This is a genomic window from Candidatus Aeolococcus gillhamiae (assembly GCF_016464765.1).
Classification (GTDB): domain Bacteria; phylum Chloroflexota; class Dormibacteria; order Aeolococcales; family Aeolococcaceae; genus Aeolococcus; species Aeolococcus gillhamiae.
The window spans coordinates 1-12,798 of record NZ_JAEKNS010000092.1 but is presented as its reverse complement, the minus strand read 5'-3'; the positions used below and the strand labels follow the sequence as shown (position 1 = coordinate 12,798).

The following is a 12,798-nucleotide window of genomic DNA, read 5'->3' as shown; positions in this document are numbered from 1 at the left end:
CGGGTTCGGCCAGCGACTTCGGGTGCACCAGACTCGGGTGGTGTGACGGGCGGTGTGTACAAGGCCCGGGAACATATTCACCGCAGTGTGCTGACCTGCGGTTACTAGCAACTCCGACTTCATGCAGGCGAGTTGCAGCCTGCAATCCGAACTGAGCCCAGCTTTAAGGGATTGGCTTCACCTCGCGGTGTTGCAGCCCGTTGTACTGGGCATTGTAGCATGTGTGTAGCCCCAGGCATAAAGGGCATGATGACTTGACGTCATCCCCACCTTCCTCTGGGTTTCTCCCAGCAGTCTGATTAGAAAAATTCAACTAATCACAGGGGTTGCGCTCGTTGCGGGACTTAACCCAACACCTCACGGCACGAGCTGACGACAGCCATGCACCACCTGTGCACCTGCCTTGCGGGGACCGTGTTTCCACGGTTTACAGGTACATGTCAAGCCTGGGTAAGGTTCTTCGCGTTGCATCGAATTAAACCACATGCTCCGCTGCTTGTGCGGGCCCCCGTCAATTCCTTTGAGTTTTAACCTTGCGGCCGTACTCCCCAGGCGGTGCACTTAATGCGTTAGCTGCGGCACTGAGCGCGTCAATACGCCCAACACCTAGTGCACATCGTTTACAGCGTGGACTACCGGGGTATCTAATCCCGTTCGCTCCCCACGCTTTCGCGCTACAGCGTCAGTTGTGAGCCAGAAGGCCGCCTTCGCCACTGGTGTTCCTCCCGATATCTACGCATTTCACTACTACACCGGGAATTCCACCTTCCTCTCTCACACTCAAGTCGACCAGTATTGGACGCAGTTTCAGGGTTGAGCCCTGAAATTTCACAACCAACTTTGCCGACCGCCTTAACGCGCTTTACGCCCAGTAAATCCGGATAACGCTCGCCCCCTACGTATTACCGCGGCTGCTGGCACGTAGTTAGCCGGGGCTTTCTTGGAGGGTACCGTCATTCATTCTTCCCCTCCGACAGTGCTTTACAACCCGAAGGCCTTCATCACACACGCGGCGTTGCTCCGTCAGGCTTTCGCCCATTGCGGAAAATTCCTAACTGCTGCCTCCCGTAGGAGTCTGGGCCGTGTCTCAGTCCCAGTGTGGCTGATCGTCCTCTCAGACCAGCTACCCATCGTCGCCTTGGTAGGCCGTTACCCCACCAACAAGCTAATAGGCCGCGAGCCCGTCATCGAGCGGCTTGCGCCTTTTTTCACATCGGGATGTCCCGTTGTGACCACATCCGGTATTAATCCTGGTTTCCCAGGGCTATCCCGAACTCGAAGGTAGGTTGCTCACGTGTTACTCACCCGTGCGCCGCTAGATACGTGACCGAAGCCACGTACCGCGCTCGACTTGCATGTTTCATGCACGCCGCCAGCGTTAATCCTGAGCCAGGATCAAACTCTCCGAAAAAACGTCTGGCCGGGCGAACCCAGCCTACGACGAATTCAGACGAGGTACCTCACCAACCCACGGCGAACCGTGAGCCCTAGGCCCTTTGCGGAAAGTCGTCTCCACTCTTCAATTGTCAAGGTTCTCGACGCGCGCGAATCCCAACGTAGGGGAAAACGCAGCACTTCCCGGGCAGCAACGGCCGACCGGGCAAGAGGGGGATCATACTCGCGGGCGGGCTCGGCGTCAAGTTGGCCGGGCACGGTCTGTCGCGGTTATCCACCCCTTCCGGCGCGTGTCACACCATACATCGGCGCGACGGTTGTGCAGCCGGATCTTCCGCGTTGTTCAGAGGGCACGGCGACCGGCGAAGGCACGTGCCACGGTCACCTCGTCCGCGTACTGCAGGTCCGCGCCGGCAGGCAGGCCATGGGCCAGGCGGGAGACTGGGATCCCTCGTGGCGCCAGGCGATCGCCGAGATAGTGGGCGGTCGCCTCTCCTTCCACGTCAGGGTCGGTGGCAATCACCACCTCGCGCACCTCTCCCCCCTCGAGGCGGCGCTCGAGCGCGTCGATGGTGAGCTGGTCCGGCCCCACCCCGTCGATCGGGGACAGCGCGCCGCCGAGCACGTGGTACACGCCGCCGAACTCTCCGCTGCGTTCCACCGCAAGGACGTCGAGCGGTTCCTCCACCACGCACATCACCGTCTGGTCACGGCTGGGGTTGGCGCAGATCGCGCAGAGGTCGCCTTCGGCGATGAAGAAGCAGCGAGTGCAGGGTCGCACCCCGTCGTGGAGGTCATGCAGCGCCGCGGCGAGGCGCTCGGTGCTCTCCGGCGTCGCCGCCATCGAGTGGAAGGTCAGACGCTGCGCGGTCTTGGGACCGATGCCGGGCAGGCGACCGAACTCCGCGGCGAGCCGCTCCACCGCAGCCGGGATGAGGCCCATCGCGTCAGATGAGGCCCGGTGGAAGGCCCAGACCGGCGGTCAGCTGACCCATGTGCTGAGCGGCGGCCTCGCGCGCCTTGTCGAGGGCGTCGTTGGCGGCGGCGAGGACCATGTCCGAGAGGAGCTCAGCCCCCTCCTCAAGCGCCTCTGGCTCGATGCTCACAGAGAGGATCTTCTGCTCCGCATTGGCGGTGACGGTCACGGCCCCGCCCCCGGCGGTGCCGGTGACGGTCATCTCGCCGAGTTCCGCCTGCAGCTTGGCCATGCGTGTCTGCATCTGCTGCAGCTGCTTCATCATGTTGCTGTTCACCGGGGCCTCCTCGAGTTTGTGGGCAGTCTACGCAGCGCCGCCGTTCGGGGGGCGGTCGGCGTCGTCGCGGAGCCGCGTCGACGTGACCCGGCTGCCAGCGAACGCATCGAGGACGGCCTGTGTGGTCTCGCCCGTGGTTCCGGGGCGGCGAGCCGGGGCCTCATCCTGCCCGACGTAGGTGGTGTCGACCGTCCGCGGCGAGCCCGCCACCTCGCCGGCGGCCTCGGTGAGCGCAAGCCGGCGCGCCGGCTCACGCAGGCGTTCGAGGTGAAACCTGTAGGGCGCGCCGACTGTCAGAGACTCATCGCCGGCGGCGACGGGCCGGCAGTCTCGCAGGACGCCAGCCAGCGCCCGGTCGCGCCGGTTCACCGCCTCGAGCAGGCTGACCCAGTTCTCCTGCCATGACTCAACGGACGCGAAGGAGCCGTCTGGTGTTGCCGGCGCCGGTGGCTCGGCGCGCACCTGCTCGGTGTCCGGCGCGACCGCCTTGTCCGCCTCTGCCCCGGCGGCCGGAGCGTCGGAAGGAGGGCTCACGGAACGCGGGGGCGGGACGGCCGATGCGGGTGGTTGGGGGGGTGCGGCGACCGCGGGAGCGATCGAGGCCGAGGCTCGGGGCTGGACCGTGGGGCCCGGCCGCTCCCTTTTCGGCGGCGCATTCTCACCTTCGAGGCGGGCCACACGATCTTCGAGGGCGGCAAGCTGGGCCTGCCCGAGCGTCGTCTCGCGCACCAGGCGCATCACGCAGAACTCCACCTGAAGGCGCGCGTCGACGGGCTGGCGAAGCTCGAGCTCGGTGGCCTGCAGCAGCTCGAGGGCACGCAGCCAGAAACCGGACGGTGCCACGCGCGCGAGCGTGGCGGCGAGGCCGCCCTCCTCCTCGCTGACATCCGCGCCGGCACCATGTCCCAAAGCCGCGAACTCCGCAGCGCGCGCCAGCCGTGCCGTCTCGCGGAGGAGCTGCCGCGGGTCGGCGCCGGCTTCGAATGCGGCGGCCACGGCCCGCAGCGCGCCGGCACCGTCGCCGCCGGCAAGAGATTCGAGCAGGCCATGGAGCGTGGCCGGGTCGGCCAGACCCAGGGCGCGGCGCACATTGTCCGCTGACAGCGGTCGCTCACCCCCGGCGAGCGCCTGGTCGAGCATCGACAGCGCATCACGCAGGCTGCCCTGGCCGGCGCGGGCCAGCAGTGCCAGGGCTTGCGGGTCGGCCGCGGTGTTCTCGGCGTCGAGAATGCGCGCCAGGTGCGCGGTGGTGTCCGCGGACGACACACGGCGGAAGTCGAAGCGCTGCACGCGCGACCTGACTGTCTCCGGCACCTTGTGCGGCTCGGTGGTGGCGAGGACGAAGAGCACGTGCGCCGGCGGTTCCTCGAGGGTCTTGAGAAACGCGTTCCACGCCTCGGAGGTGAGCATGTGCGCCTCGTCGATGATGTACACCTTGCGACGCAGGGATGCGGGCAGGTACTTGACCTTGTCGCGAAGATCGCGCATCTCGTCGATTCCGCGGTTGCTGGCGGCGTCGATCTCGAGCACGTCGACAGAGCTGCCGTCGAGGATCTCGTGACAGGCGCTGCACTCATTGCACGGCTCCCCGTCCTGCGGCGCCAGGCAGTTGACCGCGCGCGCCAGGATGCGCGCCGTCGACGTCTTGCCGGTGCCACGGATCCCAGTGAAGAGGTACGCATGCGCCAGGGAGCCGGCACGCACCTCGTTGCGCAGCGTGGTGGCGATGACGTCCTGCCCAACCAGGTCGGCAAATCGCGCGGATCGGTACCGTCGATACAGGGCGGTGGCCACGGTACTGAGAGTAGCGGGGCGAGAGGACGCCCGGGAGTCGCGCCGTGTCCGTCGCGGAGGCGACAGCGGCGCACGAGGTGCGCCGAGGGCAGGGGTGTTCGCGGTCGGATTCACTCCGACCGCGAGAGGGGCGGGATCTGCCCGCCCCTGTAAGTCACTACGACCCCCAGCGCGGCATTGCCGCGCTGGGGGCAGTCGCGCACCCCACGTCGTTGGCGCGACGCCGGCGCTCACCCGATCGTTCAGCTCGGACCAGGTTGGCTACGGCACCCCCGGGGGACCGTTTACCGCTGCTTCCTTCCGGACCTGACGGAGTTCACAGACCCGGGCTGCGTAGGACCCGATCGTCAACGCCAATGCGCTCGGAGCAGACCCAACGCCACGCCCCCTCGGTGGGGAATTCGACCCCGCTATAGCGGATTGCGGGTACAGGGCACCGCTAACGCCCCATCTAGCGCGACCGCGCTCATTGTACCGGCACGGCGGGCGGCTCAGAGCGCTTCCGGGGTGCCGGTTTGGGACGGTCATCGGCCACCGCGCGCGCCTCGCCCGCAGCCGCCTCCGGCGACGCCGGCCAGCTGAGGATGACCCGCGTGCCCTCGCCGAGGGTGCTCTCCACGTCCACGCGTGCGCCGTGGGCTGACACCATCCGCTTCACCAGGGCCAGGCCCATGCCGGTTCCCCCGTACTTGCGAGTGGGGCTGTTGTCCACCTGGAAGAAACGGTCGAAGACGCGCTGCAGGTCATCGGCGGGGATGCCGATCCCCTGGTCGGCGACCTCGATGCGCACCTCGCGCGCGACCTCGTCGGGGGCGAAGCTGACGGTCACCCGGCCGCGACCATCGCTGAACTTCACGGCGTTGTCGAGGACGGCGCGGAGCACCTGGACCAGCCGCTCGGGGTCCGCAAAGGCGGTGACCGCCTCGTCACCCTCGATGTCGACGGGGACCGGAAGACCACCCCGATACCGCTCACCCACCAGCCCGAGCGTGTTCACGATCGTCTCGCGCAGCGGCACCTCGGCGGGGGTGAGCTCGAGGTTCTCGTCCTCCATCACCGCGTAGTCGATGATCGTCTCGACGATGTCGTAGAGGTTCTTGGCGGCCACCTGGATGTCACGCACCGCCTCCAGCTTCGGACCTTCCGCCCACATGCCCCAGCACATCTCGAGCAGGTCGGCGAGACCCAAGATGGCGGTGAGCGGGGTGCGCAGCTCGTGCTGCACCGTGGCCAGGAAATCTGTCTTGAGCGAGTCGAGCTCGAGGAGCCGGCGCACCGTGTCGCGCTCCTGCTCGAACAACCGCGCGTTCTCCATCGCGATCGCGGCGTTGTTGGCGAGCACCGCGAGCACGTCGACGTCCGAGTCGTCGACCGTGACGCCGCCCTTCGCGGCCGTCACGATGACCAGCGTTCCCACCACCCGATCCTGGTAGAACATCGGCACAGCGACCAGCGATCCGTGCTTGGCGCTGTCGAGCCGCAGCGTCTGGCCGGCCAGCACCTCGGCCAACCCCGGCCAGTCGGACAGCGGCGGAGGGTCGCCGTCGGTGGCAACGGCCTCGAGAGTGTCGGTGTCTCCCTGGCGTACCGCCAGCACCGCCGACCTCGGGCCGCCGCCGATCGACGCCGCGGTGCGCACCACCGCCTGCTGCAGGGTGGGAACCCCTGCGGTTGTCGTGGTGAGGGCACGCGACACACCGCTCACCTGCTCGAGCGCGTGGTCGAGTCGCCCACGCGCGTCCTCGATCTGGCGCACGTAGCCGGCGATCGCGTCGCGCATCGTGTTGACGTTGGTCGCCAGCCTGCCCAGCTCGTCCTGTGAACGCACCGGGATGCCCGTCGTGTAGTCGCCACCGGCGATGCGCGCGACGCCACCCTCGAGACGCGCGATCGGTCGCTTGACGAACCGTTCCACGAAGACGATCACGGTGAATGCCACCACCAACACCAGGAAGATGGAGATGAGGGCGAGCACCAGGATGTCGGTGCGCTCATCGCCGACGAACTGCGACAGTGGCACCTCGACCCCGATGTACCCGGTCAGCTTGCCGGCGGATCCGTACACAGGAACGAAGCTCCCCGCCACCGCCTCGGTCGTGCCGGCACCCACGGGAGCGTCGTAGATCGCGCGATACGTCCCACCGGGCTGCCCCAGCGCCGTGCGCAGACCGGGGTCGGTGGGGGCGCTCCCGCCCATCGTCGGGCGGAGCTCGACGTCGGTGCGGGAGGCGGGGATGAACGCCGTCGGGAAGTTGAAGAGAGCCTGGAACCGGCTCAGCTGGAACGTCAGCGGCGCCACGTACGCCACCACGCCGACGACGCGGCCGCTGTGGGCCACCGGCAGCGCGACAACGTACGCTGGGATCTGCCCGCTGACCAGCTCCACACCGCACCCGCCGGGCACCGGACTCTGCCCCCCGCGCGCGCACTGCCCATGGCTGAGCGCCGTCTGCACCGCCGGCGGTGCCGCCATGGCGGGCACCGAGCTGCCCAGGCTCGGGGAGGTGCGGTTGTAGATAACATTGCCGCTCGCGTCGCTGAGCAGGAGTACTTCGCCGTCGAGGTCCACGGGCGTGCTCGCCGCGAAGACCGCCTGCACCGCGGACGACGGGTGCCGGGCCGCGAGCGCGCTGCCGAGCACCCGCTGAGAGGCGAGCCCGGTGGCGGCGCTGAGCGACTGCACGCCGGTGAACCGATTGAGGACCTCGGCCATCACCCCGACGCGGTTGTCGGCATTGCTCTGGGCGGCGGCACGCGTCTGCTGCGCGCGGCTGTAGATGAGGTAGCTGGCGACCCCGCCCACCACGATGAGCGCCAACAGGCAACCCGCCACGATCAGCTTCGTGGCGAATGACCGGCGCAGAGACTTGACCACCCCGCCTGCCTCGACGACGCGGGTCAGTCGGCGCCGGACGTCGCTGACCAGGTCCTGCGCACCAGCACCACGACGGCGCCGGCGGCGATGAGGTCGAGAAGCAGGAACAGAGGCCAGAGGTAGGGCGCCCGACCGAAGGAGATCCCCGCCAGCGGCGTCAGCTCGGCCACCGGCGGTGGCCCCGTCATCGACAGGCCGGCGGCCTCCGGCGAGCCGAGGGTGGTACCCGCCGAGGACGTGGCAGCGCCGCCGCCCACACCCACCCCTGACGCGGTCACGAACGACGAGCTGGAGGTGGGGGCGCTGCGCGACGCCGACCCCGTGTTGCCGGGGGTCTTCGTGGTGCCGGTGGTGGTGCCCGTGGTGCCGTTGTTCGGGGTGCTCGGGCACGTCGTCGTCGGCGGACAGAGCGGCGGGACCGAGCCTCTGCTGTTCAGGCCGGGAGACGTCGAGGGCGGCGTCGGCGTGGCGGTGGGCAGCCCCGGAAGCGGTGGCAGAGACGGCAGAGACGGCAGTCCGCTGAGGTTGTTCGAGCCCAGGTTCAGGGTCACGTTGAGGTCCGCGGCCGAGGCTGGCCCGGAGGCCGTCGCCGCAACCGCCGCTGCCAGCCCACCCAGGACGGCTGCGGCCAGCAACCGTCGAACCGAGCCTGTGAGTGGGTGCGGGCGAGGCCGGCGCATGGGGCGATCATACGCGGCTGGTCTCCGACCGATCCTCGTCGTGTCGTTACGGACGGACGACAACCGCGTCAGCGCCCGCGGCGCGGCAGGCTGACTCGCGGCTCAACACCACGGGCGAGCCGGCGCAGGTTGTCGGTGTGGCGGATGGCGATCAGCGCGCTGGCGAGCCCCGCGAAGACAAGCGGCGTGCGCCTCCCCCCCCGAGCTGCCGACACCCCCGCGCCGATGGTGGCGGACGCGGCTGCAACCATCGAGCCAACCGACACGATCCGGGTGCCCACCAGGGCGCTGAGCCCCCCGGCGACAGCCCACGCCGATGCCTCGGGCGAGATCGCCAACAGCCCACCGAACGCGGTGGCGACGCTCTTACCCCCACGAAAGCCGGCGAAGACCGGCCAGGAGTGGCCCACCATCGCCGCCAGACCGGCGCCGACCTCCCCGGCAGGGTGGGCCCCGAGAGCGCGCGCGCAAAGCACGGCGGCGGTTCCCTTGCCGACGTCGAGCGTGAAGGTCGCCCCGGCGGCGGCCGGCCCAGCGACGCGGAGCACGTTCGTTGAGCCCATGCTCCCGCTGCCCGTCTCGCGGACGTCGAGGCCCCGCGTGGCGCGGCCGAGCAGCAAACCGAACGGGATGGACCCGATCGCGTACCCCGCGGCGGCGGCGCCGACGTCACTGACCAGCCCGCTCATGCGCGAGCGAGTGTACGGCGGCTCGTCCGGGTGTTGGCCACCCTCCGCGGACCCTCACGCCTCGTCGGTGTAGATGGGGTTGAACGGGTACCACTGCTCGGGCACCCGGAGCAGGTCCGGCTCCAGGACGGTCGCGATCCGCTGGGTGATCACCTGCTCGTCGTCGTCCCTGTTGGCGTGGAACGGCTCACGGACGTGGACGTGGTAGCCGGCGTCCGACCTCCAGCAGCTGATCGGGACCAGCGGCGACCCGGTGAGACGGGCAAGGGATGCCGGGCCCGTGCTGAACTGGACCGGTCCGTTGCAGAAGCGCACCTCAGTCGTCGGCCCGCCCTCGGGGATGTCGGTGAGGATGGCCACCCATCGCCCTTGGCGCAGCGCCCTGATCAGCCCGCGCGCCGCCGCCTCCGGGGCGAACAGCTCCATCTGCTTGACCTTTCGCGACCACGCCAGCAGCGCGGTGATGGACGGTGTCCCGACCGGCGCCATCACCGTGGTCACGGGATGGCCGGCGGCGAGCGCCATGCTGGCCGCGATGTCCCAGCTCCCGAAATGGGCGAGGACAAGGATGCCACCGCGACCGGCGTCGCGGGTCTTGTGCAGGTTCTCCACGCCGACGATGTGGCCGTACTCGAACATCTCGTCGAGCCCGATGGCGTGGATCCAGATGGTGTCGATGATCATGCGCGAGTAGTTGCGGTAGCTGGCGCGCGCGCGCCGCCGAGCCTCCGCTGCGGGCAGGCCGCCGGCGGCACGGCTGTGCAGGTGCGCGCAGAGTCGTCGCTTGCGTGGTGGCTGGAGCAGGTACGTGATCATCCCGGCGGCGTCGGCGATCGCGTAACGCCTGCGGCCGATCGCGCGCAGTCCGCGCGCCGTCGCCTCGAACGCCACCTCCATCCATCTCGGTGCCGTGGTGGTCACCGTGCTCGTGTCAGGCACCGCCCGCCTTCTGCACCGCGGCTGCGAGCCCGCTGACCCCGTCGAGGCCGGCGCCCGCGTAAACGATCTTGCCGTTCTTGACCAGATACACCGTGGGCACCGCGTTGACCCTGTAGGCGGCGCCAGCGGTGAGATTGGGGTCGAGGAGAAGCGGATAGCCGCAGTGGGGCGCGTACTGCTTGTGGTACGACGCCACCGTCTGGGCGGAGTCCTTCGCCGCGTCGACGGCGAACACCTGCGCGCTGAGGCCGCACAGCTGCGCTGCGACCTGCTGGCAGTGTGCGCACCCCGCCTCGAAGAACTCGACGACGTAGGGCTTGCCCGCGGCCGCGGAGGCAACGGTGACGTGCGCACCACCTACGGCGTCGAGGCTGATTGCCGGCGCGGCTGAGCCGAGTGGCAGAAGGTGCGCCTGGGGGCGGATGAACGTCACCACCAGCACCAGCCCAACCATGCCCACCGCGAAGAAGATGAGCGTTCGACGCCACTCGCGCCGCGTCGGCCGCCGGGTGATCCCGAGGTAGCCGGTCGGCGGTGCCGGGCGATCGGGCATCAGTGCAGAGCGCTGGCGCCGGCGCCGGCCAGTGAGATCAGTGGACCGGCGAAGGCTGCGAAGAGAAGTCCGAGCGCCGCGGTGGAGATCGCGGCGATGCGGGCAACCCGCGGCGTCGTCGTCACCGCGAAAGGGGCTTCGCCGTTGTCGTCCGCGTACATCACGGCCAGCCAGCGCACCACCGCGACGCCGCAGAGCACCAGCGCCATCGCCGCGATGACCACGGCCCAGCCCCGACCGGCGTCGAGCGCCGCCTCGGCAGCGAGAACGCGGCCGAAGAATCCCGCCAGCGGCGGAAGCCCGGCAAGCCCGAGAAGCGCAAGTGCAAGGAAGACGGCCGTGGTGGGCGCGCGCCGTCCCGCACCGCGGTAGGCGTCGATGCCTGTGCCGAGGCCGGCCGCGTCGAAGACGCCGGCAAGGAGGAGCGCCGCCAGCAGTGCGGCGGCTGCACCGAGCAGCGAGAAGAGAAGGGCGGTGCTGCCGCCGGCCGTCGGCCCGGCGATGCCGCGACCGGTCGAGGCGAGCGCCAGCAGTAGGAAGCCCGCCTGCGCCACGGACAGGTCGGCGATCAGCCGGCGGATGGTCGTGGCACGCAGGGCAAGGGCTCCTCCGGAGAGCATGGCGGCCGCGGCCAGGAAGTCGACGAGGATGGTCCAGCGGGTGCTCCCGGGACCGAAGCCCTCGACGGCGAAGCGCGCCAGCAGAGCGGTGCCCACGACGGCACCCACGGCCGAGCTGAATCCCGCGATGGCCCCGGGAGTGGCCTCCTGGACATGCCTGGTCCACGCTTGCAGCGGAGGCGCGCCGACCATCACCAACAGCCCGATCACCACCAGGGCGATGCCCACCACCTCGAGGGGGCCGTCGATCGGAGCGCCAGTGACGCGCGCGCCGGTCGCCAGCCGAGCCAGATCGGTGGTGCCGGCGGCGGCGTAGAGGAGCGTCATCCCGTACACGGTGGTGGCCATCGCCACGCCACCGGCGAGAAGCTGACGGAACGCTGCCTCTGCGGTCTGTCCGGACGTTTTGGTCATGGCTGTCAGAAGCGTCAGCGCCACAAGGAGAACCGCAAAGGCGACGACGAAAGCGACCATCTCGCGCTGCGCCAGGAGCATCACCGCCGCGCCGGCGCTCACCTGGAGAAGTGCGCAGAACGCGCCCGCCCGCGCCGGTGCGCGGCGCGTGTAGGCCTCCGACCCGAGCACGGTCAGCACCAGGACCAGGAGCACGAGCACCGACCCGAAGACGTGGAAGCGATCGACCATCAGTCCCCCGCTGTAGGCCACCAGGCCGACGCCCGCGGGGCTGGGACGCAAGCCCAGCAGCTCGATCATCGAGGCGGTGAAGGCACCGACCGCTGCGAGCAGGGTGATCGACCGGAACAGCGACGCTCGCCTGCGTGGTCGTGCGGCGGCCACCGCGGCGCACACCAGGGCACCGAAGCCGAGCATGGCCGCGGGCAGGATCCCGAGCAGCACACCGAGACCAAAATTGCTGATCACTGGGGGCCACCGAGAGACGCGGCGATCCGGACGAGACCGGCGCCGATGACCGGCACCACGCGGCCGGCGAGGAGTCCGAACGCCACCAGGAAAAGGACGAGGGGCCACAGATAGGCGAGCTCGAGAGCCGTCGTGTCGCGGACGCGCGCGAACTCCTCACGCGCCGGTCCCAGGAATACTCGTTGCGCGGACCAGATCAGAGCGGCGGTGCTGACCGCAGTGCTCGCCATCACGAACACGGTGGCGTAGGGGTGAACCGAGAACACCCCGCTGAACAGCATCAGCTCCGCGCTGAAGCCGGCGAGCAGCGGCGCCCCCACCGCGGCGAGGCAGGCAAAGACCCAGAACCCGCCGAGCCGAGGCGCCTGTGCCGCCAGGCCACCGAGCCGAGCCAACGGCGCGTTGCGCGTGCGCCCCTCGATGGCCCCGCAGAGCAGCAGCAGCAGCGCGCTGCTCAACCCCCCGGCGACCAGCTGCAGGACGGCGCCGTCGAGCGAGATGCTGTTCGGCGCGGCCACCGCGAGGAGCACCAGCGACATCTGGCCGATGCTGACGGCGGCGGCCATGCGCCGCAGCGTGGTCTGCGCCAGCGTCAGCAAAACGCCCCACAGCGCGCTGAGCACGGCGAGCACCAGCAGCGCGCTGCCGAAGCGCTGGGCCTGCGCCGGGAACAATCCGAGGGCAAACCGGATCATCCCGTACCCGGAGAGGCGCACGAGCACGCCCGCGACCACGGCGGCAACACCGGAGCTGGCGGTGGCCGTGGCGTCGATCACCCAGGTGTGCACCGGCACAATGACGAAGCCGATCGCAAATGCGGTGAACACGAGCCAGAATCCCGCTGCCGCCACCGGACCGGTGAGAGCTCCGGCGTTGGCGAGGTCGGTCAGGTCGGAGCTGTGCGCGCTGCTGTGCACCACCACCAGGAGGAAGCCGGTGAGCAGAAGCGCCGCGCTGATAAGCACGGCCACGCCGGCGCGCGTCGCCGCGCGCTCGCGACCTTCTCCTCCGAAACACCTGATCAGCAGGTAGAGCGGCGCCGCCTGCATGGCGAAGAACATCACGAACAGGACCAGGTCGCTGGCACAGAGAGCACCGTTGATCGCTGTCTCCAGCAG

General features: G+C 69.4%; 10 protein-coding genes, 1 rRNA gene and 1 other RNA gene. All 12 read right to left on the bottom strand.

Annotated elements, in window-relative coordinates:
* Positions 1-1,411, bottom strand: a 16S ribosomal RNA gene (locus JF886_RS08835); the annotation flags it as partial.
* A gap of 327 nt (positions 1,412-1,738) precedes the next feature.
* Complete coding sequence (gene recR / locus JF886_RS08830; RefSeq protein ID WP_337311599.1) at positions 1,739-2,338, bottom strand: recombination mediator RecR; 600 nt, start codon at positions 2,336-2,338, stop codon at positions 1,739-1,741.
* Positions 2,339-2,342: 4 nt separating this feature from the next.
* Positions 2,343-2,648 (bottom strand): YbaB/EbfC family nucleoid-associated protein, encoded by a 306-nt coding sequence (locus tag JF886_RS08825; RefSeq protein ID WP_502711416.1) that lies wholly within the window; start codon positions 2,646-2,648, stop codon positions 2,343-2,345.
* Between the two features lie 27 nt (positions 2,649-2,675).
* Positions 2,676-4,442, bottom strand: a complete 1,767-nt coding sequence (gene dnaX, locus JF886_RS08820; RefSeq protein WP_337311597.1) for a DNA polymerase III subunit gamma/tau — start codon at positions 4,440-4,442, stop codon at positions 2,676-2,678.
* Between the two features lie 195 nt (positions 4,443-4,637).
* Positions 4,638-4,902: signal recognition particle sRNA large type (ffs, locus tag JF886_RS08815), an RNA gene on the bottom strand.
* A 6-nt stretch (positions 4,903-4,908) separates the two neighbouring features.
* Entirely contained in the window at positions 4,909-7,317 is a 2,409-nt protein-coding gene (locus JF886_RS08810) for an ATP-binding protein (RefSeq protein WP_337311595.1), read from the bottom strand.
* Positions 7,318-7,340: 23 nt separating this feature from the next.
* Positions 7,341-7,997, bottom strand: coding sequence for a hypothetical protein (locus tag JF886_RS08805; protein ID WP_337311593.1), 657 nt, complete (start codon positions 7,995-7,997; stop codon positions 7,341-7,343).
* Between the two features lie 68 nt (positions 7,998-8,065).
* Positions 8,066-8,686, bottom strand: a complete 621-nt coding sequence (locus JF886_RS08800; protein WP_337311591.1) for a glycerol-3-phosphate acyltransferase — start codon at positions 8,684-8,686, stop codon at positions 8,066-8,068.
* Positions 8,687-8,740: 54 nt separating this feature from the next.
* Entirely contained in the window at positions 8,741-9,625 is an 885-nt protein-coding gene (locus JF886_RS08795) for a lysophospholipid acyltransferase family protein (RefSeq protein WP_337311589.1), read from the bottom strand.
* On the bottom strand, positions 9,618-10,178 hold the full coding sequence (locus JF886_RS08790; RefSeq protein ID WP_337311587.1) for a TlpA family protein disulfide reductase: 561 nt from the start codon (positions 10,176-10,178) through the stop codon (positions 9,618-9,620). The genes JF886_RS08795 and JF886_RS08790 overlap by 8 nt, the downstream gene beginning before the upstream one ends.
* Positions 10,178-11,680, bottom strand: a complete 1,503-nt coding sequence (locus tag JF886_RS08785; protein WP_337311585.1) for a proton-conducting transporter transmembrane domain-containing protein — start codon at positions 11,678-11,680, stop codon at positions 10,178-10,180. The genes JF886_RS08790 and JF886_RS08785 overlap by 1 nt, the downstream gene beginning before the upstream one ends.
* Positions 11,677-12,798 (bottom strand): complex I subunit 4 family protein (locus JF886_RS08780; RefSeq protein WP_337311583.1); only part of this gene is annotated, 1,122 nt, incomplete at its 5' end. The genes JF886_RS08780 and JF886_RS08785, both read right to left, overlap by 4 nt.